22 protein-coding genes and 1 pseudogene are annotated in these 26,969 nt (G+C 63.5%); 19 read left to right on the forward strand and 4 right to left on the reverse strand.

Annotated elements, in window-relative coordinates:
• Positions 1 to 42 precede the first annotated feature (42 nt).
• The 6 genes from RI103_RS08655 to RI103_RS08680 all read left to right on the forward strand — a co-directional run bounded on the left by RI103_RS08655 (position 43) and on the right by RI103_RS08680 (position 5,940).
• Complete coding sequence (locus RI103_RS08655; protein ID WP_310814923.1) at positions 43 to 1,026, forward strand: sugar kinase; 984 nt, start codon at positions 43 to 45, stop codon at positions 1,024 to 1,026.
• 164 nt (positions 1,027 to 1,190) lie between these two features.
• Positions 1,191 to 2,486, forward strand: a complete 1,296-nt coding sequence (locus RI103_RS08660) for an MFS transporter (protein WP_310814924.1) — start codon at positions 1,191 to 1,193, stop codon at positions 2,484 to 2,486.
• Positions 2,486 to 3,451: a D-glycerate dehydrogenase gene (locus RI103_RS08665; protein ID WP_310814925.1), complete on the forward strand. Its 966-nt coding sequence runs from the start codon at positions 2,486 to 2,488 to the stop codon at positions 3,449 to 3,451. The genes RI103_RS08660 and RI103_RS08665 overlap by 1 nt, the downstream gene beginning before the upstream one ends.
• 31 nt (positions 3,452 to 3,482) lie before the next feature.
• Positions 3,483 to 4,574, forward strand: coding sequence for a LacI family DNA-binding transcriptional regulator (locus RI103_RS08670; RefSeq protein WP_310814926.1), 1,092 nt, complete (start codon positions 3,483 to 3,485; stop codon positions 4,572 to 4,574).
• A 71-nt stretch (positions 4,575 to 4,645) separates the two neighbouring features.
• Complete coding sequence (locus tag RI103_RS08675) at positions 4,646 to 5,464, forward strand: YhfC family intramembrane metalloprotease (protein WP_310814927.1); 819 nt, start codon at positions 4,646 to 4,648, stop codon at positions 5,462 to 5,464.
• A gap of 107 nt (positions 5,465 to 5,571) precedes the next feature.
• Positions 5,572 to 5,940 (forward strand): DUF3022 domain-containing protein, encoded by a 369-nt coding sequence (locus RI103_RS08680; RefSeq protein ID WP_310814928.1) that lies wholly within the window; start codon positions 5,572 to 5,574, stop codon positions 5,938 to 5,940.
• A gap of 10 nt (positions 5,941 to 5,950) precedes the next feature.
• Here the strand turns inward: RI103_RS08680 and RI103_RS08685 are convergent, their stop codons facing one another.
• Positions 5,951 to 6,388 (reverse strand): PGDYG domain-containing protein, encoded by a 438-nt coding sequence (locus RI103_RS08685; RefSeq protein ID WP_310814929.1) that lies wholly within the window; start codon positions 6,386 to 6,388, stop codon positions 5,951 to 5,953.
• A 287-nt stretch (positions 6,389 to 6,675) separates the two neighbouring features.
• Positions 6,676 to 7,197 carry a Spy/CpxP family protein refolding chaperone gene (locus RI103_RS08690; RefSeq protein WP_310814930.1) on the reverse strand — a complete coding sequence of 174 codons (522 nt, stop codon included), beginning with the start codon at positions 7,195 to 7,197 and terminating at the stop codon, positions 6,676 to 6,678.
• A gap of 255 nt (positions 7,198 to 7,452) precedes the next feature.
• Between RI103_RS08690 and RI103_RS08695 the strand changes: the two are divergent.
• From RI103_RS08695 to RI103_RS08705, 3 genes and pseudogenes are all read left to right on the forward strand, one after another.
• A pseudogene (locus tag RI103_RS08695) lies at positions 7,453 to 7,596 on the forward strand (LysR family transcriptional regulator); the annotation flags it as partial.
• Positions 7,597 to 7,743: 147 nt separating this feature from the next.
• Positions 7,744 to 8,202: an Lrp/AsnC family transcriptional regulator gene (locus RI103_RS08700; RefSeq protein ID WP_310814931.1), complete on the forward strand. Its 459-nt coding sequence runs from the start codon at positions 7,744 to 7,746 to the stop codon at positions 8,200 to 8,202.
• Between the two features lie 220 nt (positions 8,203 to 8,422).
• Positions 8,423 to 9,520 (forward strand): saccharopine dehydrogenase C-terminal domain-containing protein, encoded by a 1,098-nt coding sequence (locus tag RI103_RS08705; RefSeq protein WP_310814932.1) that lies wholly within the window; start codon positions 8,423 to 8,425, stop codon positions 9,518 to 9,520.
• A gap of 132 nt (positions 9,521 to 9,652) precedes the next feature.
• On the opposite strand, the gene RI103_RS08710 is transcribed toward RI103_RS08705, so the two are convergent.
• The gene (locus tag RI103_RS08710) at positions 9,653 to 10,273 is read right to left on the reverse strand and encodes an ATP-binding protein (RefSeq protein WP_310814933.1); all 621 of its coding nucleotides are present in this window, start codon (positions 10,271 to 10,273) and stop codon (positions 9,653 to 9,655) included.
• Positions 10,270 to 10,419 carry a cytochrome bd-I oxidase subunit CydX gene (gene cydX, locus RI103_RS08715; RefSeq protein ID WP_409076981.1) on the reverse strand — a complete coding sequence of 50 codons (150 nt, stop codon included), beginning with the start codon at positions 10,417 to 10,419 and terminating at the stop codon, positions 10,270 to 10,272. The genes RI103_RS08710 and cydX overlap by 4 nt, the downstream gene beginning before the upstream one ends.
• Before the next feature lie 610 nt (positions 10,420 to 11,029).
• Here cydX and corA point away from each other — a divergent pair.
• The 10 genes from corA (at position 11,030) to RI103_RS08765 (ending at position 26,937) form a co-directional block, all read left to right on the forward strand.
• On the forward strand, positions 11,030 to 12,007 hold the full coding sequence (gene corA, locus RI103_RS08720; RefSeq protein WP_310814935.1) for a magnesium/cobalt transporter CorA: 978 nt from the start codon (positions 11,030 to 11,032) through the stop codon (positions 12,005 to 12,007).
• Between the two features lie 443 nt (positions 12,008 to 12,450).
• Positions 12,451 to 13,413 carry a sugar ABC transporter substrate-binding protein gene (locus tag RI103_RS08725; RefSeq protein WP_310814936.1) on the forward strand — a complete coding sequence of 321 codons (963 nt, stop codon included), beginning with the start codon at positions 12,451 to 12,453 and terminating at the stop codon, positions 13,411 to 13,413.
• 296 nt (positions 13,414 to 13,709) lie between these two features.
• Positions 13,710 to 15,308: a sugar ABC transporter ATP-binding protein gene (locus tag RI103_RS08730; protein ID WP_310814937.1), complete on the forward strand. Its 1,599-nt coding sequence runs from the start codon at positions 13,710 to 13,712 to the stop codon at positions 15,306 to 15,308.
• Positions 15,305 to 16,342 (forward strand): ABC transporter permease, encoded by a 1,038-nt coding sequence (locus tag RI103_RS08735; RefSeq protein WP_310814938.1) that lies wholly within the window; start codon positions 15,305 to 15,307, stop codon positions 16,340 to 16,342. The genes RI103_RS08730 and RI103_RS08735 overlap by 4 nt, the downstream gene beginning before the upstream one ends.
• A 168-nt stretch (positions 16,343 to 16,510) precedes the next feature.
• Positions 16,511 to 17,551 (forward strand): LacI family DNA-binding transcriptional regulator, encoded by a 1,041-nt coding sequence (locus RI103_RS08740; RefSeq protein WP_310814939.1) that lies wholly within the window; start codon positions 16,511 to 16,513, stop codon positions 17,549 to 17,551.
• Between the two features lie 568 nt (positions 17,552 to 18,119).
• A complete protein-coding gene (locus tag RI103_RS08745; RefSeq protein WP_310814940.1) occupies positions 18,120 to 19,919 on the forward strand; it encodes a methyl-accepting chemotaxis protein in 1,800 nt (599 codons plus the stop codon).
• A gap of 379 nt (positions 19,920 to 20,298) precedes the next feature.
• Positions 20,299 to 21,060, forward strand: coding sequence for a hydratase (locus RI103_RS08750; RefSeq protein WP_310814941.1), 762 nt, complete (start codon positions 20,299 to 20,301; stop codon positions 21,058 to 21,060).
• 793 nt (positions 21,061 to 21,853) lie between these two features.
• Positions 21,854 to 23,776, forward strand: coding sequence for a PrkA family serine protein kinase (locus RI103_RS08755; RefSeq protein ID WP_310814942.1), 1,923 nt, complete (start codon positions 21,854 to 21,856; stop codon positions 23,774 to 23,776).
• Positions 23,777 to 23,950: 174 nt separating this feature from the next.
• On the forward strand, positions 23,951 to 25,222 hold the full coding sequence (locus RI103_RS08760; RefSeq protein ID WP_310814943.1) for a YeaH/YhbH family protein: 1,272 nt from the start codon (positions 23,951 to 23,953) through the stop codon (positions 25,220 to 25,222).
• The gene (locus tag RI103_RS08765) at positions 25,219 to 26,937 is read left to right on the forward strand and encodes a SpoVR family protein (RefSeq protein WP_310814944.1); all 1,719 of its coding nucleotides are present in this window, start codon (positions 25,219 to 25,221) and stop codon (positions 26,935 to 26,937) included. The genes RI103_RS08760 and RI103_RS08765 overlap by 4 nt, the downstream gene beginning before the upstream one ends.
• Positions 26,938 to 26,969 lie beyond the last annotated feature (32 nt).

Genomic DNA, 26,969 nt, shown 5'->3' on the forward strand with positions numbered 1-26,969 from the left:
CCGCCAAACACGCGGCAAAAAAGGATCACGCAGGAGCGAAGCATGAGCACCACAAACGCAGCACTCGATGTCATCACCTACGGCGAAGCAATGGCCATGTTCGTGGCCGCCGAAACCGGCCCGCTCGCGGGCGTCGGGCAGTTCACGAAGCGCATCGCGGGCGCCGATCTGAACGTGGCGATCGGTTTGTCGCGTCTCGGCTTCAAGGTGGGCTGGATGAGCCGCGTCGGCAACGATTCGTTCGGCCAGTACGTGCGCGACACGTTGACGAAAGAGGGCATCGACCAGGGCTGCGTCACGACCGACGAACGCTATCCGACCGGCTTCCAGCTCAAGTCGAAAAACGACGACGGCAGCGACCCGGCAATCGAGTATTTCCGCAAGGGTTCGGCGGCGAGCCATTTGTCGCTCGCCGACTACGCGGCCGACTACGTGCTGCCGGCGCGTCATCTGCATCTGACCGGCGTGGCGCCCGCCATTTCGGCGAGCTCGCGGGAACTCGCGTTCCATCTGGCGCAGGAAGTGCGGGCCGCCGGTAAGACGATTTCGTTCGACCCGAACCTGCGCCCGACGCTGTGGCCGTCGCGCGCCGCGATGGTCGAAGGTCTGAACGCGCTCGCCGCGCTGGCTGACTGGGTGCTGCCCGGCATCGGCGAAGGCGAGATTCTGACCGGCTACACCCAGCCGGACGACATCGCGAAGTTCTATCTGGACCAAGGTGCGCGCGGCGTGATCATCAAGCTCGGCGCGCAGGGCGCGTACTTCCGTACCGCCGACGATGCCGCCGTGATCGCCGGGCAGCCGGTCGCGAACGTCGTGGACACGGTCGGCGCGGGCGATGGTTTCGCCGTCGGCGTGGTGAGCGCGTTGCTCGAAGGCAGATCGCTGCCGCAAGCCGTGGCGCGCGGCAACCGCATCGGCGCGCTGGCGATTCAGGTGATCGGCGATTCGGAAGGGCTGCCGAGCCGCGCCGAACTCGACGCGCTGGAAGCGGCCGACACAGCGTCCGTGGCCGCCGCGGCTTGAAAACCGAAAGGGCCGAAAGGACCTAAACAACCAGAAGGGCCGGGCGGCTCGCAAGGCCGCAAGCCACATTCCGCCAGGCCGCCTCGATAACAGCAAGAGCGCTCGAACAGGGCGCCCCATGACCGTCCATCATTGTTTCGGGAAGCCGTCCAAGGAGACACCCCATGACCTCATCGCTTGCGATTCGCCGTTGGTGGACGATCATGCCGATCGTTTTCATCACCTACAGCCTCGCTTATCTGGATCGCGCGAACTACGGTTTCGCGTCGGCCGCCGGCATCAACCAGGATCTCGGCATCAGCAAGGGACTGTCGTCGCTGATCGGCGCGCTGTTCTTCCTCGGCTATTTTTTCTTCCAGATTCCCGGCGCGATCTACGCGGAACGCCGCAGCGTCAAGAAGCTCGTTTTCTGGAGTCTGATTCTGTGGGGCGGTTGCGCGGCGCTGACCGGCATGGTGAGCAATATTCCGTCGCTGATGGTGATCCGCTTCGTGCTCGGCGTGGTCGAAGCCGCGGTGATGCCGGCCATGCTGATTTTCATCAGTAACTGGTTCACCAAAAGCGAACGCTCGCGTGCCAACACCTTCCTGATTCTCGGCAATCCGGTGACCGTGCTGTGGATGTCGGTGGTGTCGGGCTATCTGGTGCATTCGTTCGGCTGGCGCCACATGTTCATCGCCGAAGGCGTGCCCGCGATTCTCTGGGCCGTGTGCTGGTGGTTCATCGTGCAGGACAAGCCGCAGCAGGTATCGTGGCTCACGCAGCAGCAAAAGGACGATCTCGCCGAAACGCTGCGCGCCGAGCAGGCCGCGATCAAACCGGTGCGCAACTACAGCGACGCGTTCAAAACGCCTGCGGTGATCAAACTGTGTGCACAGTATTTTTGCTGGAGCATCGGCGTGTATGGTTTCGTGCTGTGGCTGCCGTCGATCCTGAAGAACGGTTCGACGCTCGGCATGGTCGAAACCGGCTGGCTCTCGGCGTTGCCGTATCTTGCCGCGACCATCGCGATGCTTGCAGCTTCGTGGGCATCGGATAAACTCAACCGCCGCAAAGTATTCGTGTGGCCGTTTCTGCTGGTCGGCGCGGTGGCGTTCGCGGCTTCGTACGCGATCGGCTCCACGCATTTCTGGCTCTCGTATGCGTTGCTGGTGATCGCCGGCGCCGCGATGTACGCGCCGTATGGCCCGTTCTTCGCGATCGTGCCGGAACTGCTGCCGAAGAATGTCGCGGGCGGCGCGATGGCGCTGATCAACAGCATGGGCGCGCTCGGTTCGTTCGTCGGCTCGTATGTGGTCGGTTATCTGAACGGTGCGACCGGGTCGCCCGCGGCGTCGTATGCATTTATGAGCGTGGCGTTGATCGCCGCGGTGATTCTGACGCTGATCGTCAAACCGCAGGCGCAAGAAGCGAACAACGCGCCACTGGCTCGTCACCCCGTTGCAAGGAAAATAAGCTGATGAAGAAAATTGTCGCCTGGAAGTCGTTGCCCGAAGATGTGCTCGCGTATCTGCAGCAACATGCTGAAGTCGTGCAGGTCGATGCCGCGCAACACGACACGTTCGTGGCCGCGCTGAAAGACGCGGACGGCGGCATCGGTTCGAGCGTGAAGATCACACCGGCGATGCTCGAAGGCGCGACGCGGCTCAAGGCGCTCTCGACCATCTCGGTGGGCTTCGACCAGTTCGACGTGGCCGATCTCACGCGCCGCGGCATCGTGCTCGCGCACACGCCGGACGTGCTGACCGAGTCCACCGCGGACACCGTGTTCTCGCTGATCCTCGCGTGCGCGCGGCGGGTGGTCGAACTCGCCGAGTGGGTCAAGGCGGGGCACTGGCAGCACGGCATCGGCCCGGCTCAGTTCGGCGTCGACGTGCAGGGCAAGACGCTCGGCATCGTCGGGCTCGGGCGGATCGGCGGCGCGGTGGCGCGGCGTGCGGCGCTCGGCTTCAACATGAAGGTGCTGTACACCAACCGCAGCGCGAACCCGCAGGCTGAAGAGGCTTACGGCGCGCGGCGCGTCGAGTTGGCGGAACTGCTCGCCACCTCTGACTTCGTGTGCCTGCAAGTGCCGCTCACGCCGGAAACCCGGCACATGATCGGTGCCGCTGAGCTGAAGTCCATGAAGAAAAGCTCGATCCTGATCAACGCCTCGCGCGGCGCGACCGTCGACGAAAAGGCGCTGATCGAAGCGCTGCGGAACGGCACGATTCACGGCGCCGGTCTCGACGTGTTCGACACCGAACCGCTGCCGGCCGACTCGCCGCTGCTCAAGCTGGCGAACGTGGTCGCGCTGCCGCATATCGGTTCGGCGACCCACGAAACCCGTCATGCGATGGCGCGCAATGCGGCGGAGAATCTCGTCGCCGCGCTCGAGGGCACGCTGGCCAACAATATCGTCAACCGCGAAGTGCTGTCCAGATGAGCCGAACCACGAGCCGCTCCACGAGGAGCCGATGAGCACGACGCCGCAGGCCACGCGGCGCCGCGCGACGATCACCGACGTCGCGCGCGAAGCCGGCACCGGCAAGACCAGCATCTCGCGCTATCTGAACGGCGAGATGAGCGTGCTGTCGCCTGAACTGCGCGCGCGAATCGAGGCCGCGATCGCACGCCTCGACTATCAGCCGAACCAGATGGCGCGCGGCCTCAAGCGTGGCCGCAACCGCCTGATCGGCATGCTGCTGGCCGACCTGACGAATCCCTACACGGTCGAAGTGCTGCAAGGCGTGGAAGCAGCCTGCCACGCACTCGGCCTGATGCCGCTGATCTGCCATGCGGCGAACGAAGTCGAGATGGAGCGGCGCTATCTGCAACTGCTCACCACGTATCGGGTGGAAGGCGTGATTGTCAATGCGCTCGGCGTGCGCGAGGAAACCTTGCGGCCGGTGGGCGGCGGCGGGATTCCGGCGGTGCTGGTCGACCGTTCGGTGGACGGGCTCGTCACGGATATGGTCGGTCTCGACAATCGGGCGGCGGCGGAACTCGGCACGCGGCATTTGCTGGACAACGGTTTTGACGACATCTGGTTCGTCGTCCAGCCTTTCGAGCAGGTCAGCTCGCGGCAACTACGTGAAGCGGCGTTTCGTGAGGCGATGAGCGCTCAGAGTGCTCAGAGCGAGCACGGCGGCGGTAAAGGCACGGCACGCGGGCACACGCTGGTGCTCAACCTCGCGGATGCCGCCGAGGTCGAGCGCAGCCTCGCCGAGCTGGACCGCGCGATCGACGCGGCCGCTCATGCGCGCGGCGCCACGGGCAACGTCGCGCGCGTCGCCCTGTTCGCGGCCAACGCGCCTGTCGCGCTGTGTCTCGCCTTGCATCTGAAAGCACGCCACGGAGCCGACTGGCAGGCCCGCGTCGCACTGCTTTCCATCGACGATCCCGACTGGGCCGAATTGGCCGGCATCACGACGATTCGTCAGCCGACCTACGAGATCGGCTACCGCGCGGTCGAGTTCCTGCACGAGCGTATCGAAGGCGTTCAGACCACCGCGCGCGACTGCCTGCTGCCGGGCGAATTGATCGTCCGCGCCTCCACTTTGCGCTGAATTCGCGCCGATCTGCGATCATTCGGGCTGCGGCGCGCAGCGGGTGCGCGCCGGACATCGCAAGGAAACTCATGGTTGTTGCACCGCTTACCCTCTCGAGCCTCGCCCTCGCGACGCTGCTCGTCGCCGCCTTACCCTTCCTGATCTACCGCCGTCTGCGCCGGCCGCTCGCGCTCAAGCCGCGTGACGCCATCACCGGCATCGCCGTGTTCGCGCTGTTCGCCATGGTGATCGAGCGCGCGCTGAACGACTACGTGCTGCATCGGAATGAAGCGACGGCGAGCTTCCTGTCGAATCCGCTGGCCTTCGTGGTGTACGGTGCGCTGGCCGCGGGTATTTGCGAGGAAGTGGGGCGGTTCATCGGCATGCGGCTGCTGCTCAAGCGCGCGGCGGCGAAGTCGGGCTCGAGCTCACTGGCGGCGGGCACGAACGACGGCACCGCGCTGACCTATGGCTTGGGCCACGGCGGCGCCGAAGCCTGGCTCGTCGGCGTGCTGGTGCAGGTTCAATGGATCCTGTTCGCGGTCTTCGAAAACCGAGGTCAACTGGACGGCTACCTGAGCAATCTGCCGACCGATTCGGTGATGCGCATCCACCTGATTCTTGCCAGCCTGACGCCGCAGACCGCCGGCATTTTCGCGCTTGAACGCGTGGCCGCGCTGGTGTTCCAGATCGGCTTGTCGGTGCTGATGTGGCGCGGCTTGCGGGCCGGCTGGCGCGGTATCCTGCCGCTCGCGATTGCGTTGCACGCGCTGGTGGACGTGCCAGCCGCGTTGTTCCAGGCGCAACTCGTGCCGCTCGCGGCAGTGGACGCCGTGTATGCAGTAGGAGCGGTGATCGTTACGGGGTTGCTGTTCCGGGCGTTCAGGCGTCCAGCGGTGGCCGCTTGATGACTGCTTGATGGCCGCACTCGACGGCGCCGCATGACCCGCGCGTCACGTTGAACTGTCAGTCGTTCCCTACAATCTTTCCGAGGCCGCCTTTTCGGCACATTTCAATGGAAGAAGCTTACCAATACGACTGCGCCAATCCCGAGTTCGAGGAGCTAGCGCGCGTTATCAGCGATCTGTTTCCCGAGCAGACGCAGTTCACCCAGCGCGCCGCGGAAGACGGCACGCCGACGCTGGCGATTCACTGGGTGGCGATGCGTTTCGGCGCGACGGCGCGCCGTATCGTGATGAGCGTGGTGATCGCGCCGGCCGCGTTGGCGCGTTATCGCGCATTGCCGGCGCGTCTGCGCGGCCGCAGTTTTGCGGTGCTGCGCGCGTATGTCGAAGCGAGCATCGGCTCGCTTGAAGAACAGTATGCGAACGGCGAAACCGTGCCGCGCGATGTCACCGTGGATCTCGGCGACGAGTTCGCTTGAGGCGGCCCAATCAATCGGCGAGCCGGTAGACCTTCGCGAAGCGGGCTGCCTGCACCACGCCGTAGTCGCCGGGCGCGTACTGCATGATCCAGTCGCCGGCGGCGCCGCGCAGCACATCGCCGCCGTTCGCCGAGCGCGCGAGCGAGAACGCTTCATGCATCTGTTTGGCCAGCACGACGGCGGGGCGGTTGCGGTACGCGCCGGCTTGGCCGTGCGCGACGGCGGCGTCGGCGGGAATGTATTTGGCGTCGAAGCGTTCGCGCGAGACGACCCAGCGCTCGCCCGTCGAGCCGGTGATCAGCGCGTCGCCGCGGACATAGCGGTTCGGGCCTTCAAGGCTCATCAGTTCGCCTTCGGCGGTGGCGAATTCGACGCTGACGGTTTCATTTTTTACGACACGGCAGGCGTTGGCGTCTTGACTCAGATCGAGATTTTTGAGTTCGGTCATGAAGCGAGCAGGTGTGGAGAGCAGGGCGGCGGCACCGGACTTGAAGTCTTCGGGCCGCGAATGACTCGCATCATGCCAGATGCATCTGGCGACCGGTTTCTTTTGCGATAGACAGCGCAGCGGATCGTCCGTTTGTCGTGCGACCGCAAAGATGGCGCAAGGACGGAAGAGCGCCCGACCTGCATGCACATTCGAGGGTGCCGCAGGCATATCGAAACACGCCGCCGCCCATGGCAAAAAAACCGGCGCGCAACGCGGAAAATTCCGCGCCGCGCGCGACGGATTTCTTACGGCTTCACGGTGGCGTCGCTTGCCGGGGCAGGTGCGGTCTTGCCGCCTTTGCCCTTGCCTTTACCATGATGACCATGGCCTTCCACGCCGCCCGGCTGATGGAAGGTCGCATCAGCCAGCTTCTTCTGTTCCGGCGAGAAGCTGCTATACAGCGGATCGAACGCATCGACCAGCTTCTTCATGCCGTCCGCATGCGCTTGCGCGATAGTCGCGTATTGCTTCATGTCGTCGAGCGCCGATACGTTGGTGGCGGCCCGGCGTTGCTGGAACAGCTGGCCCATGGTTTGGCCGTTGCTGCGCATCACGTCGGCGAACGTGTTCCATTGCGATTCCTGCGCCGAGGTGATCTTCAGTTGCGAATGCAGGTAGGCGATGCGGTCTTCGACATTGCGCTCGTGGCCGGCTTTGCCGGCGGGTGCGGAAGCGGCGCTCACCGGTGCCGACGCCGGCGCGGAAGTTTGTGCGAACGCGCCGCTCATGGCGACTGCGGTGGCCAGCATTACCAGTGCTTTTTTCATCGAAACTCCTGATGTCTATTCGAATTGGGACAAGGCTAGCGTGCGAGCGGCCCGCTGTGCGGCGGTCATGCGCGGGTCATGATGATGCACGGCGGCCGGCTGCCCACTTTGCCGTCGCCGCTATTAGTATCACGATATCCCTACGATGCGGCTGTTGTGCGACAAACGCTTACAACCGAAACGATCACGAAATAGCGTGTGGATAAATTCGTCAGCATGGAAATCTTGGTCGTCGTGGTCGAAGCGGGCAGCCTGATCGCCGGCGGCGAACTGGTATCGGTGCTGGAAGACTATTTGCGCGAAGGCGCGCCGGTCCATCTGTTGTATCCGCGCGATCGGCGGGCCACGTCCAAGCGCACCAGCTTTATCGATTTCGTCATCGAACGGTTCGGTGCATGAGCCTGGCAGCCAATGCGAGGCGTCCGTGACGCGAGCAACGCCTGCCATTCGCTCATGATGTTCAAGGCGATCGGGCTCGCGACTTCTCCATTTGCCGCAGAAGACGCGCGATAATCCGCCTCACCTGACCCATTTCTTTTTGCCTCGATGAGACCTCCGCGCCTCGACCAACTCGACGACCTCGACCGCAACCTCGTTGCGCTGCTGCAAGCCAATGCTCGCGAGAGTGTCGCCAATCTCGCCCGCCAACTGGGCGTGGCGCGCACCACGGTGATCGCGCGCATTGCGCGGCTCGAGCGCAGCAATGTGATTGCCGGCTACAGCGTGCGGCTCGGCCAGGACGTGCTCGACTCGAGCATCGTGGCCTACGTCGGCATCATCATCGCGCCGAAGCACGGGCCTGGCGTGCAGAAACGCCTCGGCAAGATGCCCGAGGTGCAGCTGCTGTGCGCGGTGAGCGGCGAGTTCGACTATGTGGCGTGGCTGCGCGCCGATTCGCCCGATCGTCTCAACGATCTGCTCGATCAGATCGGCGGGCTGGAAGGCGTGGAGCGCACCACGACTTCGATCATCCTTGCGCGCAAGATCGATCGCGGCACGGTATGAGCGCCGGGGCGTTTACGCCGTTTTAACAACTTTTCGACATATCGACTGATGCGTTCGTCATAACGTCGAACTTCATGGTCATTGCGCAGCATTTTGTGCGTATAAAGTGGTTTTGCTTCTCCCTAAACTGTTGCTCAAGGGTTCAGCCCGCAGGCGCCGCGCCACGCGCGCAGCGCACTTCCCAAGCTGGAGACAGCACACAGACAATAAGGAGAAGCGCATGAAAGTAGCCATCGTTGGCGCAGGTTTGATCGGTCACACCATCGCCCACATGTTGCGCGAAACCGGCGACTACGACGTCGTCGCGTTCGACCGCGACCAGCACGCGCTCGATAAACTCGCCGCCCAGGGCATTCCGACCCGCCGTGTGGATTCCGCCGATGCCGCCGCGCTGCGCGCCGCCGTGCAAGGCTTCGACGCGCTCGTCAACGCGCTGCCGTACTACCTCGCGGTGAACGTGGCCTCGGCGGCCAAGGGCGCGGGCGTGCATTACTTCGATCTGACGGAAGACGTGCGCGCCACGCATGCGATCCGCGCCATTGCCGACGACGCCGATCACGCCTTCATGCCGCAGTGCGGTCTTGCGCCGGGCTTCATCGGCATCGCCGCGCACGAACTGGCGAACCGCTTCACGGAAATCCGCGACGTCAAGATGCGCGTGGGCGCGCTGCCGGAATTCCCGACTAACGCGCTGAAGTACAACCTGACGTGGAGCGTCGACGGCTTGATCAACGAGTACTGCCAGCCCTGCGAAGCGATTCGCGATAGCCGCACGCAGTGGGTGCAGCCGCTCGAAGGCCTCGAACATTTCTCGCTCGACGGCACCGAATACGAAGCCTTCAATACTTCCGGCGGCCTCGGCACGCTGTGCGAAACGCTGTCGGGCCGGGTCGAGTCGCTCGACTACAAGTCGGTACGCTATCCGGGCCACCGCAACCTGATGCAGTTCCTGCTCGAAGACCTGCGCCTTGCCAGCGACCGCGACACGCTCAAGAACATCATGCGCCGTTCAGTGCCGTCCACCGCGCAAGACGTGGTGCTGGTGTTCATCACGGTGAGCGGCATGCGCGACGGTCAACTGGTGCAGGAAGTGTTCACCCGCAAGATCTTCGCGAAGACCGTGTGCGGCGTGCCGATGAGCGCGATCCAGATCACCACGGCCGGCGCGATGTGCGCGGTGCTCGATCTGTTCCGCGAACAGAAGCTGCCGCAGAAGGGCTTCGTGCGTCAGGAGCAGGTGTCGCTGCGCGACTTCCTCGCGAACCGCTTCGGGCAGTTGTACGAGGGGCAGTCGCTGGACGCGATGGCTACTGTTTGAAGGATCGGCACCGAGGGCCGTGCGACAACGTGGCAAGAGGCATGAAATGTCTGCCGCGAACAGCAAGGACGGCTCCGCAGAGAGCCGAGGAAACGCCCCGTTTTTACGGGGCGTTTTCACTGCACGCCGATGCTACACAGGCACCGGCGGCATGAGCGTCGCCGCCGCCTGCGGCTCGCCCACGATGCGCGCGAGCAAGGCTTCATGATCCGCGGCAGTAGGCGCGGTATTGTCGAACATCAAAAGATCGTTGCAGATATCGCCGCTGGGCACGAAACGGCGCTGCCGATACTCGTCCCAGTGCGCGAGTTTGTAGGCATCGTTCGGATTGGCACGCGTAAGGATCCGCTGATGCGCCGTCTCTTCCGACGTATAAACCCACACCACCCGTAGCGCCACTTCCGCGCCGACCCCCAGCCACGCACGATCGAACAGGCGCCGCTCGCGCACTTCGCGCGAGAGCGGCCCGACCACCATCGCGCTGATGCCGAGTTCGAGATTGTCGCGGGCGGTATCGAGCAGGCCGCGATACTCGGGATCGCGCAGATGTTGCAGGAACAGCGGGCTGTCGCGGTCGTTCGGGTCGCCGGTCAGCATGGCCATGGCGGCCGCGCTGTAGCCGCCGTAGAGCGTATCTTTATCGAGCAGGCAGAAGGGCGTGGCGTTCGCTTTCATCAGCGGGCCGAGCAGCTTCCTGGCGAGGGTGGTCTTGCCCGTGCCCGCGTGACCGCAGAAGAAAACCAGATGAGTCACGAAGGCGCGTCCTCGGGCGTGACTGATGCGGCGCCGGCGTGTTGCGGGTCACGCGCGAACTTGCCGCCGGCATCGAGCCACATCACATTGATGATGCCGAAGCCCAACGCCACGCCGATGCCGAGAATCCAGGTGAAATACCACATTGCAGTCTCCTTGGTCGTATGTCCGGCGAGGCCGGCCCGCAACCTTGCGTAGAGCCCGTACGGCGAAGCCGGCATGCCGGCGGCCAAAGGTGGCATGCGCTGGAACCGGGGGTAAATCCGCAACTGAAACGCGGCGCGCCGCAGCCCACGGAACGGCCCTTTGCAGCGATCATGAAGAAGAACGCGGCGCCATGCAAGAGGTCGTGGGTCGTCCGATTGGCCAGGCTGGCAGAACGGGGGCGCGTTGCTATGATGCATGGCGAAGGTTGAGTGGCAGCAATCAGGATGGCCAGGCATCGTCCGAATGCCAATCAGAAAGAAGAAGCACGAAAGCGGGACCATAATCAACCACACGGCGGACCCAGCATGCCGACGCGTCCGGATCATCACAGCCAGGCCGCGCTGGTCGCAATGGCGAGGCTGGGCGCGCTTGCCGCGCTGAGCTTCGGCGTGCTCGCCGGCGGCTGCGAACCTTAACAATTCGATACCTGACCCGCACGCATAGCCCTTACCATGTCGGCTAACGCAAATTCGCCCACGCAGAGCCGACGCCAGGCTTACGTATCGTAAGCGTCCGGGCGGTCTGTTCCGTTTTCGAGGTAATCCAAACATGCTGATCAATTGCGCCGCCTATCAGGACGGCCGGAAACTGGCAGACATCGACATCGATAGCATCAGCGACTACGTGGCGCGGCCCGAATGCTTCGTCTGGGTGGCGCTGAAGGACCCGGGGCCGGGCGAACTGGCCGTGATGAAACACGAGTTCGGCCTGCATGAACTCGCGATCGAAGATGCGCAGAACGGTCACCAGCGTCCGAAGATCGAGGAGTACGGCGAGTCGCTGTTCGCCGTGATGCACACGGTGGAGATGGACGAAGAGGGCGAACTGCTGATCGGCGAAGTCGACGTGTTCGTCGGGCGCAACTATGTGCTCTCGGTGCGGCGCGGCACCCGCACCGGCTTTCAGAACGTGCGAGCCCGCTGCGAGCGCGAGCCGCAGCTGCTCAAGGAGGGCTCCGCGTTCGTGCTGTATGCACTCGCCGACGATATCGTCGATCGTTATTTCCCGATCATCGAGGCGATGAACACCGAAATAGAAGCGCTCGAAGACCGCATTTTCGACCGCAATAATTCGGCCGCGTCGCGCGCGATCATCCAGGATCTGTACTCGCTGAAACGGCGCCTTGTGATCCTGCAGCACCATATCGCGCCGTTGCAGGAAGCGATCAGCAAGCTGACGGGCGGCCGCATTCCCAGCGTCTGCGGGGGCATGCAGGCGTATTTCCGCGATGTCTACGACCACCTGGAGCGGATCGTGAGGATCATCGACGGAAGGCGCGAAATGGTCGTCACCGCCGTGCAGGTCAATCTCGGCATGATTTCGCTGGCCGAGAGCGAGGTGACCAAGCGGCTCGGCTCGTTCGCGGCGCTGTTCGCGGTGCCGACCATGATCGCCGGCATCTACGGGATGAATTTCCAGAGCATCCCCGAGCTGCACTACAAGTACGGCTATCCAGTCTGTCTGGCGGTCATGCTGACCGTCGACCTCGTGCTGTACTGGCGATTCCGCAAGGTCGGCTGGCTCTGACGGTCGGGCAGAGGGCGGCCGCGGGCGTTGCCCTTTATCCGGTTCGGCGGCTGGGCTGAACGCGCATCATGCGGGCCTCCCGATCCTGCGGCGCACCCACCCGCGGACCGTCCCCGCAGATCGTCCGGTGTTCTCCCCGCTTGCACCGCGCGCAATAAAAGTCCAGCATAGGCGGCCCGTCGGCCTTCGATCTTGCGGCCGGCGGCAGATCTGCCACGCACGGACCAAGCGAGGACGCCTTTGCCACACGCTACCTGCCAGCGCGCCAAAGCGGCGCGGCGCTTCGATGATCGGGCGCACGGCATTGCCGCGCCCCGGTGCGCTGCAACACCGCGCAGCGTTGACAAGCCGAACGGACTACATCGAGAATGGGCCTCGCAAACGTTTGCGCACTATTAAAAATAAGGCTCCCCGGCGAGCCTGACAAAACCCTGGAGATATGCATGAGCCAACGCATTCGCCGCCGCATTCTGGCGGCCGCCGTTCTCGCCACCGCCACCGCCGCTTTGCCGTTTTCCTCCGCGTACGCGCAAAGCGCGCCCGCTCATAAGCCGAAGGTCGCGCTGGTCATGAAGTCGCTTGCCAACGAGTTCTTCCTGACCATGGAGACCGGCGCGAAGGACTATCAGAAGCACAATCCGTCGCAATTCGACCTGATCACCAACGGCATCAAGGACGAAACCGATACCGCGAACCAGATCCGTATCGTCGAGCAGATGATCGTGTCGAAGGTCGACGCCATCGTGCTGGCGCCGGCCGATTCGAAGGCGCTGGTGCCGGTCGTCAAGAAAGCGGTGGACGCGGGCATCATCGTCGTGAACATCGACAACCGGCTCGACCCGGACGTGCTCAAATCGAAGGACCTGAACGTGCCGTTCGTCGGCCCGGACAACCGCAAGGGCGCGCAGAAAGTCGGTGACTACCTGGCGAAGAAGCTGAAGTCGGGCGACGAGGTCGGCATCATCGAAGGCGTATCCACCACCACCAACGCGCAGCAGCGCACGGCCGGCTTCAAGGACGCGATGCAGAAGGTCGGCGCCAAGGTCGTTTCGGTGCAGTCGGGCGAATGGGAAATCGACAAGGGTAACGCGGTGGCGTCGGCCATGCTCAATGAGTACCCGAATCTGAAGGCGCTCCTCGCCGGCAACGACAACATGGCGATCGGCGCGGTCTCGGCCGTGCGCGCGGCCGGCAAGCAGGGCAAGGTGCTGGTGGTCGGCTACGACAACATCAACGCGATCAAGCCCATGCTCAAGGACGGCCGGGTGCTCGCCACCGCGGATCAGTACGCCGCCAAGCAGGCCGTGTTCGGTATCGACACCGCGCTGAAGGCGCTCAGCGAGCACAAGAAACAGTCGGATCTGTCCGGCGTCGTGGAAACACCGTGCGATCTGGTTACGAAGTAAGCATGGCCCGGTCAGTCCCGGGGTAGTCGGGTACGCGGGTTTGCACGGGCGCAGTGTCGTGCTCGACGCTTGATTTGCGCCCGCAAACCCGCGGCTATTCAATAAACGCTCAAGAAACCTGCCGCGCCGCCGTTAATTCCAGAGGTAAGCGTCATGACGGTGTCGCGCGACGGGAGGGTGCGTGGCTCTTAGCGCCTGCGCATTGCGCGCATTGGGCCGGCATGACACGAGGCGGGCGGCGGCTCGATTCGGGCAAGCGCATGAGGCCGTTGCCCCGCCTTGGAACCAGGATTGCGATGGATTCAACCGACCACCACGCCGTGCCTGCCGTCCTGTCTGTCAGCGGCATCGGCAAGACCTACGCCGAACCGGTGCTCGCCGACATTTCGCTGTCGCTGCGCGCCGGCGAGGTATTGGCGCTGACGGGCGAGAACGGCGCGGGCAAGAGTACGCTGTCCAAAATCATCGGCGGCCTGGTCGACCCGACCACCGGCACGATGCAGCTCGGCGGCGCGCCTTATGCGCCGGCGAGCCGCACCGAAGCCGAGGCGCTGGGCGTGCGCATGGTCATGCAGGAGCTGAATCTGCTGCCGACCTTGTCGGTGGCCGAAAATCTGTTCCTGAACCGCTTGCCGCGGGTCGGCGCGTTCAGCTTCGGCTGGATCGACCGGCGCAGGCTGCGCGAGGACGCGCGTCACGCCATGGCGCAAGTCGGGCTCGACGCGATCGATCCGGACACGCTGGTCGGCGAACTCGGCATCGGCCATCAGCAGATGGCGGAGATCGCGCGCAATCTGATCGACGACTGCCGCGTGCTGATCCTCGACGAGCCGACCGCGATGCTGACCGCGCGCGAAGTCGATCTGCTGTTCGAACAGATCGACCGGCTGAAGGCACGCGGCGTGGCGCTCGTCTACATCTCGCACCGGCTCGAGGAGCTCGCGCGGGTGGCCGAGCAGGTCGCGGTCCTGCGCGACGGGCGGCTGGTGCATGTCGACGCGATCGCCAACCTGACCAGCGACGAAATCGTCACATGGATGGTCGGCCGGGAGCTCGGCGAGCGGATCGATCTGGGCGTGCGCAACATCGGCGCGCCGCTGTTGAAAGTGGACCGGCTCACGCGCGGCAAGGTGGTGCGCGAGGTGTCGTTCGAAGTGCGCGCGGGCGAGATTTTCGGCATTAGCGGCCTGATCGGCGCGGGGCGTACCGAGTTGATGCGGCTGATCTACGGCGCCGATCCGAAGGACGGCGGCACCGTGTCGCTGGCGCAAACGCCGGGCGCGCCGCCCACGCCGGTGCAGATTGCTTCGCCCTCGGACGCGGTGCGCGCCGGCATCGCGCTGATCACCGAGGACCGCAAAGGCGAAGGCCTGCTGCTGCCGCAGCCGATCGCGGCCAACGTGTCGCTTGGCAATATCGGCAGCGTGGCGCGGCACGGCATCGTCGATGCGAAGCGGGAGAATGCGCTCGCGCAAACGCAGATCGCCGCGATGCGGATCCGCACTTCGGGGCCGGGGCAGATTGTCGGCGAACTGTCGGGCGGCAACCAGCAGAAGGTCGTGATCGGCCGCTGGCTGGCGCGCGATTGCCGCGTGCTGTTATTCGACGAGCCTACGCGCGGCATCGACGTCGGCGCGAAGTTCGATATTTATGGCCTGATGGGCGCGCTGGCCCGTGAAGGGCGCGCGCTCGTCGTGGTGTCGAGCGACCTGCGCGAGCTCATGCTGATCTGCGACCGGATCGGCGTGATGTCCGCGGGCAGCATGACGGGTGTGTTCGAGCGCGATAACTGGTCGCAGGATGCGTTGCTGGCCGCGGCGTTCGCCGGCTACCGCAGCCGCGACGCGTTGCTGCACGCCGCCCCCGACATCAGCGAAGCAGGGAGTCTGTCATGAACGATCAACCGTTGCGGGAAGCATCGGGCGACAAGGCGGGCACCGTCGCGCCGCCGCCCGATCCGTCGGCGCCGCTCGCGAGCGGCAAGCCGGCCGGCACGCGGCTGGGCTTTTCGAACTACCTCGGGCTCGCCGGCGCGTTGCTGGCGATGATCGTGCTGTTCTCGCTGCTGAGTTCGCACTTTCTGACGTACGACACGTTCAGCACGATCGCCAACCAGATTCCCGATCTGGTGGTGATGTCGGTGGGGATGACTTTCGTGCTGATCATCGCCGGGATCGATCTGTCGGTGGGTTCGGTGCTGGCGCTGGGCGCGTCGGTGGTGAGCGTGGCCGCGCTGAAGTGGGGCTGGGGGCCGTTGCCGGCGGCGCTGCTCGGCGTCGCCGCGGCGGCACTGACCGGCACCATCACCGGCGCGGTGACGGTGGGCTGGCGGATTCCGTCGTTCATCGTGTCGCTCGGCGTGCTCGAAGCGGCGCGCGGCATGGCGTATCAGATGACGAATTCGCGCACCGCCTATATCGGCGATGCGTTCGACTTTTTGTCGAACCCGATCGCGCTCGGCATCTCGCCGGCGTTCCTGATCGCGGTGGCGGTGATGGTGATCGCGCAACTGGTGCTCACGCGCACGGTGTTCGGCCGCTATCTGGTCGGTATCGGCACCAACGAGGAAGCGGTGCGGCTCGCGGGCGTCAATCCGCGGCCGTACAAGGTCATCGTGTTCGCGCTGATGGGCGCGCTCTCGGGGCTGGCCGCGCTGTTCCAGATTTCGCGTCTGGAAGCGGCCGATCCGAACGCGGGCGTCGGCCTGGAACTGCAGGTGATCGCGGCCGTGGTGATCGGCGGCACCAGCCTGATGGGCGGGCGCGGCTCGGTGATCAGCACTTTTTTCGGCGTGTTGATCATTTCGGTGCTGGCGGCGGGCCTCGCGCAGATCGGCGCGAACGAGCCGACCAAGCGCATGATCACCGGCGCGGTGATCGTGGTGGCGGTGGTGCTGGATACGTATCGCAGCCGCCGCAAGCGCGCCTGACCGGTGGCCGGCACCGCGAGCCGGCACAGTAACGCAACAAGGGCAGTCACAGCGTCATGAGCGGTAAACGTAAGAAATCATGGGGTTTGGTCGGTCTTCGATGAAGACGGCCGGTAGGGCGCCAGATGGCGCGGCCGGCGGGCAAAACAGGCAGGAGAGCAACAGGTTATGGCGACGATCAAGGATGTAGCGGCTGCGGCAGGCGTGTCGTTCACGACGGTATCGCACGTGGTGAACAACTCGCGGCCGGTGTCGGCAGACGTGCGCGCGAAGGTCGAACACGCGATCCGTCAGCTGCACTATGTTCCGTCGGCGGTGGCCCGCTCGCTGAAGGCGCGGGCCACGGCGACGATCGGGCTGGTCGTGCCGAACGCCACGAACCCGTATTTCGCGGAACTGGCGCGCGGCATCGAGGACGGTTGCTCGCGCAACGGCTACTGCGTGTTCTTCTGCAATTCCGACGACGATCCGGCCAAGCAGCGTAACTATCTGCGCGTGCTGCAGGAAAAGCGGATCGACGGCCTGATCGTCGCTTCCGCCGGCGACGACGCCGTGCTCGCGCAGACGCTCGCCGATTCGCATGAGCCGCTGGTCATTCTGGATCGCAACATCGAAGGACTGAACGCGGATCTGGTGCAGATCGACCACGAGAAGGGCGCCTATCTGGCGACCCGGCATCTGCTCGAACTGGGGCACGTACGGATCGGTTGCATCACCGGGCCGGTTCAGACGGCGGTCAGCGCGATGCGCGTGCACGGCTTTATCCGCGCGATGACCGAGCGCGGCATCGAGATTGCGCCCGACGCGATCGTGGAAAGCGATTTTTCGGGCACCGGCGGCCATCGCGCGGCCGCGCAACTATTCGACACGGTCAAGCCATCGGCGATATTTGCCGGCAACGACATGATGGGCATCGGCGCGCTGCGCGCCGCCGCGGAACGCAATATCAGCGTGCCGCGCGACTGCTCGATCATCGGTTTCGACGATATCGAGCTGGGGCGTTTCACCTATCCGGCGCTCTCGACCGTCGGGCAATCGGTGCGCGCGCTCGGCGATATGGCCGCGCAGACGCTGATCGAACGGATTGCCGGCACCTCGTCGGGCACCGCGCGCGCGCCGGGGCGCCGCCGTGTGGTGTCGCCGCGGCTGATCTTGCGCGAGTCCACCGCGCCGTGGGCCGACGCGGCCGCGCGCGATCTGGCGGCGTGATCGGACACGATGCGCGCATTGGCGGCGAGGGGCGCGGCCGCGCGCGTCAGGCCCAAAAGCTAGCCTTCGATGTTCGCTCGCGCGGGGCCGACATGTCGGCTGATCCGCTGAGGCGCTTCAGAGCCGGACAATGAAGTCGCGCGCGTGTCCTGGCGCTCAATAACGTCTGGGCGGCCGCGCTCGCCCCGCTCGTAGCAAGAACGCAGGCCGATCAGATTCAGCCTTGCGGCGCTGGTGTCGACGCAGTGCCCCGCGCCTGCGGAGTGGCGCACTCGACACACTCTCCAGCCGTCGTAACGGCATGCAGTCTTTCCTCCATCCCGCAGGGCACCGGCGCGCCCGTTCCGCATCACCGGCTGGCGAAGCCGCAGCCTCTCCGCACCTTGTAATTTCTTCCGACGGCTTACAGCGCTTTTCCTCATACCATATAAATCCTTCAAGTACGCGGTGACCATGCCGTAAACAGGACTACTAGAGCGCCGCATCAAAAAAGTGCCATTACGCAGACGCCACACGCCCAATCGCGCTGCGGACGCAGCCTCTTATTTTGTCAAGCACAGGAACAAGCATGTTGAAGCAAGGCATTACGATCAAGGCGCGGATAGGCCTCACGATGGCGTTTCTCGCCGCGCTGCTCGTCGCCATCGGCGTCTTTGGTTTGTTCGGCATGAGCCGTTCGAACGACGCCTACAAGGACACGTTCACCAGCGCCATGCCGGGCGCGGTCAATATCGGCAACGCCGAGCTGTTCGCGGCGCGCGAGCGGCTGGCGCTCGACCGCGCGGCGTTCATGATCGGCACGCCGGAAGCCGCGCCGACGCTCGAGCGTGCGCGGACCATGCGCGCCACCTCCGACACCTGGTGGAAAAAGTACATGGACCTGCCGCGCGAACCGGACGAAGACCGCCTCGCGCAGGACGTCGTCGCCAAACGTGACGCGCTGCATCAGCAGATGGACAGCTTTGCGGCGATCGTCGCCGCCAACGAACAGCCCAAGTTGATCGACGGCGCCAAGCGTCTGCAGGCGGCCTACAACGACCTCGCCATTTCCGACGATGGGCTGCGCAAATACCAGTTCACCTCCGCGAAAGACGGCTACGACTCGGCGCAAAGCAGCTTCGACGTGTTCCGCATGGTCAGCGTGGGCGCCTTGCTGATCGGCGTGCTGGCCGCCGTGATCTCGTATCTGACGCTCAGCCGCGCCATCGGCCGGCCGCTCGACGCAGCCCTTGGCCATTTCGACGCGATTGCAGCGGGCGATCTGCGCCGCCCGGTCGTCGTGAACTCACGCGACGAAATGGGGCAGTTGCTCGCTGGCATCGCCAAAATGCAGCACAGTCTCACCGAAACGGTGCGTACCGTGCGCGGCGGCAGCGAATCGATTGCGACGGCCACGCGCCAGATCGCGGCCGGCAATATCGATCTGTCCTCACGGACCGAAGAGCAGGCTTCAGCGCTGCAGGAGACCGCGTCGAGCATGGAAGAGCTGACCGGCACGGTGAAGCAGAACGCCGACAACGCCCGTCAGGCGAGCTCGCTTGCGGCCAATGCGTCGGAGATCGCCAACAAGGGCAGCGCCGTGGTCGGCCAGGTGGTCGGCACGATGGGCGACATCAATCAAAGCTCGGCAAAGATCGCCGACATCATTTCGATCATCGAAGGGATTGCGTTCCAGACCAACATCCTGGCCTTGAACGCAGCCGTGGAAGCGGCACGGGCCGGCGAAGAAGGGCGCGGCTTCGCGGTCGTGGCGGGTGAAGTGCGCAGCCTTGCGCAGCGCTCGTCGGCGGCGGCGAAGGAAATCAAGGAACTGATCGACACCTCGGTGGAGCGCGTGCAGTCGGGTTCGGCGCTGGTCGACGAAGCCGGCCGCACCATGACCGAGATCATCGGCGCGGTGCAGCGCGTGACGGACATCATGGGCGAAATCGCCGCGGCGTCGGAAGAACAGAGCAGCGGCATCGATCAGGTGGCGCGCGCCGTCACGCAGATGGACGAAGTCACTCAGCAAAACGCCGCGCTGGTCGAAGAGGCGGCGGCGGCCGCGTCGTCGCTTGAAGATCAGGCCGGCAAACTGCGCACCGCCGTGGCCGTGTTCCAGCTCGAAGACGGCGGCTACAAGGCATCCGTGAGCCCGCCGCCAAAGCGCGCGTCCACGCCGCCGCTGCGTTCGGTGGCCGCACGCAAGGTCGCGCGCGCTCCTGCCGTTGCGCGGTCCGCGCCGCCAGTCGCAGTCACGACGAAGGCGCCGGTCACGACAAAGGCGCCGGCCGCGACGGCACAGCCCGCTGCGGCAGCGGCGCGCGCGCCTGCCAAAGTCACGGCGGCCGCTGGCGCAGGCGGCGATCAGGATTGGGAAACGTTCTAAGCGGAAAGCCGTGCGCAACATTCATTCCCGATGCCACGGCCGATCCCATTAGATGGGTAGGCGCCGCAAGAGAATGACTGCCTCGCTTCAAAAGACCGCGATTGCGCACGCATTCGCGGTCTTTTTTTTATGGTGTGCGCATTAAGTAACGTTTGCGAGGGCGGCCGGCCCCCTGGCGAGCGTCCTGATCCGGTACATTGACGGACGCCCCTGAAGGAAGTCGCTTCGGGGACGCTACCACGTGAGTAGCGGCAATCGCTGACGCAGCCCGTCAGATCGACGAGCGTGGTTCCGCCGCCTTCGACTGTTGCAACGCATGGCCACCACCCACCAGCACGCCACAACCAACCGCTCAATGCGCCAGCCACAAAGGACCGACATGACGCCATACGACCTCGCGAACCGCCTCGTCGAAGCACGCCGGCAGCATCGCCCGATCGATGCGCCCGCACCCGACAGCCTGCCGCCCGACGCGGCGACTGCGTACGCGATCCAGCAGGCGGTCATCGCGGGTCTCGGCGACTCGACCGGCGCATGGAAGATCGGCGCCAAAACGCCGGGCGGCGCTGCCGCGGGCGCGCCGATTCCGGCCTCGCTGGTGCTGCGCTCGCCGGCGCGCGTTGCGCATGACGGTTTCTTCCGGGTGCTGGTCGAGCTGGAAATCGCTTTCCGTTTCGCCGAGGCGATCGAGCCGCGCGGCCGGGCCTATGCGCGCGACGAGGTGCTCTCGAAGGTCGGCGTCGTATTGCCCGCCATCGAGATCGTCGATAGCCGCTTCGCCGAGTGGCCCAATGTCGCGCCACTTGCGCAGTTGGCCGACGCCCAGAACAACGGCGCGTTGATCACGGGCCATCCGGTCGCCTATGCGGGTCTCGCGCGCGGCTTCGACTTCGTTTCGCCTGCATTGGAACTGAGCTTCGACGGCGATTCGCTGCTGCCGGAAGCCACGGGCAATCCGGCGGGCGATCCGCGCGAACTGCTGGTGTGGTTCGTCAACCATTGCGCCGCCATGGGCATTACGATCGAACCCGAGTGGACTCTTACCACTGGTTCGTACGTCGGCGCACACAAACTGGACAAGGCCGGCATCGTGCGCGGCCACATCGACGGCCTTGGGGAAGTGGAGATTGAACTGACCTGAGAGGCCGTGCGCTTGTAACCGCGCATTACAAAGCCTCATTCAACGGCTGCCCGCGGGCAGCCGTTTTGCATTCTTCGCATCTGTGCCGGCAGCTGTGCCGTATACGCCTATTGAAGCGATGCATGGCGTTGTCGTCATCCAGTTATACATGCGGCTAACCATGCTTTCGACGCGGTTAATGCCTGCGCGTCTCGCGCGACGATTCATGACACGCCATGTCGATGACGCGGAACAAAACCGCTCGTGGGCTGACGAACCGTTCGAGGGTGCACGGACTTTGCTTCATAGCGGCACGGTGCATCAACGCGCATGAACATGTAACAGGTATCTGTTGGTGTAGACCGAACGCTTGTGTCGAGCGTTGATGGGAAAAGTAGCCGGACACAGAAAGCCTGCAGACGTCCGCGCTTTCAGCAACAAAGTGTGCGTGCGCAGACGTGCCCTCTGATACGGCAATGGGATCGTTCGATGAACGTAATGGCTGGTGCAAGAGAGTATTGCAGGGCACAGCGGCAGGAGCACTGGGCAGCACTGCAGTAGAGTGCTGATGAGGCGTGGAGGCAGCGGTCCATGCGCAGCGGGGATCACTGCAATCGTTGCGATATGAGTGCAAGATTGTAGGTGGTCGAAACTTTGTTTCCAAGTGAGGAATGTTGGGAGGCGAATACGGCGCGATTTTCGCAACGTAGTTCGTGAAAAAAAATTTAAAAGGGTTTAGGATGAATTCGAGCGATGTCGTTTCCGAATAGCGCGCCGCGCACGACATCGGTCTAGACTTCGGCGAGGAGGTAGCATGGATATCTACAGCAGTTTCGCGACCCGCTTCGAGAAAACGCGAGAAGATGAGCTCTCGCTCGAGGAGTATCTCGCGCTCTGCAAAGACAATCCCGCCGCGTACGCCACGGCTGGCGAACGCATGTTGACGGCGATCGGGGAGCCGGAACAGATCGACACTCGTAATGATCCGCGCCTGTCGCGCATCTTCGCGAACAAGGTCATCAAGGTATACCCCGCGTTCCGTGAGTTCTACGGAATGGAAGAGGTGATCGAGCAGGTGGTCGCCTACTTCCGGCACTCGGCCCAGGGGCTCGAAGAAAAGAAGCAGATTCTGTATCTGTTGGGCCCGGTTGGCGGCGGTAAATCATCGATCGCGGAACGTCTCAAGCAGCTCATGGAACGCGTGCCGTTCTATTCGATCAAGGGCTCGCCCGTGAACGAGTCGCCCCTCGGTCTGTTCGACTACGAGGAAGACGGCCCGATTCTCGAAGAACAATACGGCATTCCACGCCGCTACCTGAAAAGCATTCTGAGCCCGTGGGCGGTCAAGCGCCTGCACGAATTCAACGGCGACATCCGCAAGTTTCGCGTGGTGCGCCGCTACCCGTCGATCCTTCGCCAGATCGGTATAGCCAAGACCGAGCCGGGCGACGAAAACAATCAGGATATTTCGTCGCTGGTCGGCAAGGTCGACATCCGCAAACTCGAACAGTACGCGCAGGACGACGCGGACGCTTACAGCTACTCCGGTGGCTTGTGTCTCGCCAATCAGGGGCTACTCGAGTTCGTCGAAATGTTCAAGGCGCCGATCAAGGTGCTGCACCCGCTGCTCACCGCAACCCAGGAAGGCAACTTCAAGGGCACGGAAGGGTTCGGCGCGATCCCGTTCGACGGTGTGATTCTGGCTCACTCGAACGAGTCCGAATGGAAGGCGTTCCGCAACAACCGCAACAACGAAGCACTGCTCGACCGGATCTTCGTGGTGAAGGTGCCGTACTGCCTGCGCTACGGTGAAGAGGTCAAGATCTACGAGAAGCTGCTGCGTAATTCGTCGCTGGCGAATGCGGTCTGCGCGCCGGGCACGCTGAAGATGATGGCGCAGATGTCGGTGCTCACGCGTTTGCAGGAACCGGAGAATTCGAGCCTGTTCTCGAAGATGCAGGTGTACGACGGCGAGAATCTCAAAGACACCGATCCGAAGGCCAAGTCGTATCAGGAGTACCGCGATTTCGCGGGCGTGGACGAAGGCATGACCGGCGTGTCGACCCGCTTCGCGTTCAAGATCATGTCGCGCGTATTCAACTTCGATTCGACCGAGGTCGCGGCCAATCCGGTGCACCTGATGTACGTGCTCGAACAACAGATCGAACGCGAGCAGTTCCCGCCGGAAACCGAGCAGAAGTATCTGTCTTTCATTAAAGACGTGCTCGCCTCGCGCTATGCGGAGTTCATCGGCAAGGAGATTCAGACCGCGTATCTGGAGTCGTATTCCGAGTATGGTCAGAACATCTTCGACCGCTATGTGACGTACGCGGACTTCTGGATTCAGGATCAGGAATTCCGCGACCACGACACCGGCGAGAGTTTCGACCGCGCGGCGCTGAACGCCGAACTGGAAAAGATCGAGAAACCCGCGGGCATCAGCAACCCGAAGGACTTCCGCAACGAGATCGTGAACTTCGTGCTGCGTGCGCGTGCTGCCAACGGCGGAAAGAACCCCGCCTGGGTCAGCTACGAGAAGCTGCGCGTCGTGATCGAAAAGAAGATGTTCTCGAACACGGAAGAGTTGTTGCCGGTGATCTCGTTCAACGCCAAGGGCTCGGCGGAAGAGCAACGCAAGCACGAAGACTTCGTCAATCGCATGGTGACGAAGGGCTATACGCCGAAGCAGGTGCGCCTGCTGTGTGACTGGTATCTGCGCGTGCGCAAGTCGTCATGATGCGCATTGCGTGCCGCCCGCGCGGTCCGACTGCGCGGGCACCCTGCGAGGCGCAAGCTGCATGGACATAGCGTGGCATCAAGCAGCGTGCGTCTCGCGCACCCGAAATTAGCAGCTGCATGGGGTGGGCGTAAGCGCTAAAGCGCTAGCGCCCATCGACACGGGAGACCGGGCGTGCTTCATCAAATCATCGACCGCAGGTTGGCAGGCAAGAACAAGAGCATTGCGAATCGCGAACGTTTTTTGCGTCGCGTTAAGAACTATATTCGTCGCGCCGTTTCGGAAGCCGTGCGCGACCGCAGCATCAAGGACATTCAGAACACCCAGAGCATCACCATCCCACGCAAGGACATTGCGGAGCCGTCGTTCCGGCATGGTCCCGGCGGCAAGCGGGAAATGGTGCATCCGGGCAATTCCGATTACATCCGTGGCGACAAGATCCAGCGCCCGCAAGGCGGCGGAGGCGGAGGCGGGGGCAAGCAGGCCAGCAATGAAGGCGAGGGTCAGGACGACTTCGTATTCGAGCTGAGCCGCGAAGAATTCATGCAGTATTTCTTCGACGACCTCGAACTGCCGCGTCTCGTCAAAACCCATCTGATGGCCGTACCCACGTGGAAAAGCATCCGCGCGGGCTGGGCGGCCGAAGGCACGCCGAACAACATCGACGTGGTCCGTTCGCTGCGCAGCGCGCTCGGCCGCCGTATCGCGCTCGGTGCGCCGCTCGTCAACCAGTTGCACGAGATGGAACGGCAACTGGAGGTGATGAAGGCCGATCCCGACGATCGTCGCGAAGAGATCAAACTGCTCGAAGAAGAAATTCACCATTTGCGCGGGCGCATTTGGCGGATTCCGTTCATCGATCCGTTCGATCTGCGCTACGTGAACCGCGTGAAGCAGCCCACGCCTTCCAGCCAGGCGGTGATGTTCTGTCTCATGGATGTGTCCGGTTCCATGGACGAGCAGCGCAAGGATCTCGCCAAGCGTTTCTTCATCCTGCTGTATCTGTTCCTCAAGCGTAACTACGAGAAGATCGAAGTGGTGTTCATCCGCCACCATACGCGCGCCGAGGAGGTCGACGAAGACACGTTCTTTCATTCGACCGAAAGCGGCGGCACGGTGGTGTCGAGCGCGCTGGAGCTGATGCAGAAGGTGATGGACGAGCGCTATTCGCCGACTGAATGGAATATTTACGGCGCGCAGGCGTCGGACGGCGACAACTGGACCGACGACTCGCCGAAGTGCCGCAAGATACTCTCGGATGACATCCTGGAGAAGGTGCGGTATTTTGCGTATATTCAGGTGACGCCGGAAGAGCAGAATCTGTGGCTCGAATATGCGCAGCTGGCCTTGAGTCAACCGCACATGGCCATGAAGAAGGTCGAAACCGCGGCCGACATCTATCCGGTGTTCCGGGAGTTGTTTGAAAAGCAGGCGGCTAATTCATGACGAGCAAGCACCTGCACAACGAAGCGCGCGGCTATCAGCCGGAGCGCGGGAAAGGCGTGCCGCAGCAGCAACAGTCGGGGCATGCCGAGGCGAAGGCGGACGATACGGGAGCCGCCGCAGCCGGAGCAGTCGACACCGCTGCAGCACGGGGACACACCGGAACGCCCACTGAGGGGCAAAGGGAAGTCCGTATGAACGTAGCCGATAGACGGCCTCTGCCGTGCCCGTCCGACTGGACCTTCGAATTGATCGAAGAGTACGACTCGCATATTGCCCGTGTTGCGGAGCAATATGAACTCGACGTGTATCCGATCCAGCTCGAACTCATCAGCGCCGAACAGATGATGGATGCGTACGCGTCCGTCGGTATGCCGGTGAACTACCGTCACTGGTCGTTCGGCAAACACTTTCTCTCCACCGAAAAAAGCTACCGTCGCGGGCAGATGGGGCTGGCGTACGAGATCGTCATCAATTCGAACCCCTGCATCGCGTATCTGATGGAAGAGAACACGATGACGATGCAGGCGCTCGTCATCGCCCATGCGGCCTATGGGCACAACTCGTTCTTCAAGGGCAACTATCTGTTCCGGCTATGGACGGATGCGCACGCGATCATCGACTACCTCGTCTACGCGAAGAATTACATCGCGGAGTGCGAGGAGCGCTTCGGGCTCGACCGGGTCGAGGAACTGCTCGATTCGTGCCACGCGTTGATGAACTATGGCGTGGACCGTTACAAGCGTCCGCAGAAGCTGTCGCTCGAAAAGGAGTTCGCGGCGCGCCGCGAACGCGAGGCCTATCTGCAGTCGCAGGTGAATGAACTGTGGCGCACCTTGCCGACCCGGCATACGCCATTGCCGGAAGAAATCGAGGAGCGCTATCCGCCGGAGCCGCAGGAAAACCTGCTGTATTTCGCGGAGAAGAACGCGCCGCTGCTGGAGCCGTGGGAGCGGGAAGTGATCCGCATCGTGCGCAAGGTCGGCCAGTATTTTTATCCGCAACGGCAAACCCAGGTGATGAACGAGGGCTGGGCGACGTTCTGGCACTACACCTTGCTCAACACCATGTACAACCAGGGCAAGCTGGAAGACGGCTTCATGATGGAGTTTCTGCATTCGCACAGCAATGTGGTCTATCAGCCGCCGGTCACGAAGCCCTACTACAGCGGTATCAATCCGTACGCGCTCGGTTTTTCGATGATGAGCGACATTCGCCGGATCTGCGAGGCGCCGACGGAAGAGGACCGCAAGTGGTTCCCGGAACTGGCGGGCAGTCCCTGGCTGCCGGCCATGCACTACGCAATGCGCAACTTCAAGGACGAGAGTTTCGTCGCGCAGTACCTGTCGCCGCATCTGATCCGCGAAATGCGCCTCTTCTCGGTGCTCGACGACGACATGCGCGACGCGCTCGAAGTCTCGGCGATTCATGACGACAGCGGCTATCAGTACGTGCGCCAGGCGTTGTCGCGCCAGTACGACATGCATCACCGCGAGCCGAATATTCAGGTCTGGGCGGTGAATACGCGCGGCGACCGGAGTTTGACGCTGCGGCATTTCATGAGCGACAACCGGCATCTGTCGGGCGATAGTGAGGAAGTGCTCAAGCACATGGCGCGGCTGTGGCAGTTCGACGTGTATCTGGAAAGCGTCGACGAGAATGGGACGGTCCGCAAGCGTTACGAGTGCCGCTATGTGCCGCCGGCGGTGAGGGTGTGATCGGCGGGTTGCGGTGCAGCGCAGCACCGTCG

This window comes from Paraburkholderia sp. FT54 (genome assembly GCF_031585635.1).
Lineage (GTDB): Bacteria > Pseudomonadota > Gammaproteobacteria > Burkholderiales > Burkholderiaceae > Paraburkholderia.

Bases quoted from the DNA above. Each gene is read 5' to 3' on its own strand.
- RI103_RS08685 (WP_310814929.1), bottom strand. From the start codon at position 6,388: ATGACCGAACTCAAAAATCTCGATCTGAGTCAAGACGCCAACGCCTGC.
- RI103_RS08725 (WP_310814936.1), top strand. From the start codon at position 12,451: ATGAGCCAACGCATTCGCCGCCGCATTCTGGCGGCCGCCGTTCTCGCC.
- RI103_RS08750 (WP_310814941.1), top strand. From the start codon at position 20,299: ATGACGCCATACGACCTCGCGAACCGCCTCGTCGAAGCACGCCGGCAG.
- RI103_RS08755 (WP_310814942.1), top strand. From the start codon at position 21,854: ATGGATATCTACAGCAGTTTCGCGACCCGCTTCGAGAAAACGCGAGAA.
- RI103_RS08665 (WP_310814925.1), top strand. From the start codon at position 2,486: ATGAAGAAAATTGTCGCCTGGAAGTCGTTGCCCGAAGATGTGCTCGCG.
- RI103_RS08730 (WP_310814937.1), top strand. From the start codon at position 13,710: ATGGATTCAACCGACCACCACGCCGTGCCTGCCGTCCTGTCTGTCAGC.
- RI103_RS08705 (WP_310814932.1), top strand. From the start codon at position 8,423: ATGAAAGTAGCCATCGTTGGCGCAGGTTTGATCGGTCACACCATCGCC.
- cydX (WP_409076981.1), bottom strand. From the start codon at position 10,419: ATGTGGTATTTCACCTGGATTCTCGGCATCGGCGTGGCGTTGGGCTTC.
- RI103_RS08655 (WP_310814923.1), top strand. From the start codon at position 43: ATGAGCACCACAAACGCAGCACTCGATGTCATCACCTACGGCGAAGCA.
- RI103_RS08675 (WP_310814927.1), top strand. From the start codon at position 4,646: ATGGTTGTTGCACCGCTTACCCTCTCGAGCCTCGCCCTCGCGACGCTG.
- RI103_RS08745 (WP_310814940.1), top strand. From the start codon at position 18,120: ATGTTGAAGCAAGGCATTACGATCAAGGCGCGGATAGGCCTCACGATG.
- RI103_RS08700 (WP_310814931.1), top strand. From the start codon at position 7,744: ATGAGACCTCCGCGCCTCGACCAACTCGACGACCTCGACCGCAACCTC.
- RI103_RS08740 (WP_310814939.1), top strand. From the start codon at position 16,511: ATGGCGACGATCAAGGATGTAGCGGCTGCGGCAGGCGTGTCGTTCACG.
- RI103_RS08660 (WP_310814924.1), top strand. From the start codon at position 1,191: ATGACCTCATCGCTTGCGATTCGCCGTTGGTGGACGATCATGCCGATC.
- RI103_RS08690 (WP_310814930.1), bottom strand. From the start codon at position 7,197: ATGAAAAAAGCACTGGTAATGCTGGCCACCGCAGTCGCCATGAGCGGC.
- RI103_RS08670 (WP_310814926.1), top strand. From the start codon at position 3,483: ATGAGCACGACGCCGCAGGCCACGCGGCGCCGCGCGACGATCACCGAC.
- corA (WP_310814935.1), top strand. From the start codon at position 11,030: ATGCTGATCAATTGCGCCGCCTATCAGGACGGCCGGAAACTGGCAGAC.
- RI103_RS08680 (WP_310814928.1), top strand. From the start codon at position 5,572: ATGGAAGAAGCTTACCAATACGACTGCGCCAATCCCGAGTTCGAGGAG.
- RI103_RS08765 (WP_310814944.1), top strand. From the start codon at position 25,219: ATGACGAGCAAGCACCTGCACAACGAAGCGCGCGGCTATCAGCCGGAG.
- RI103_RS08735 (WP_310814938.1), top strand. From the start codon at position 15,305: ATGAACGATCAACCGTTGCGGGAAGCATCGGGCGACAAGGCGGGCACC.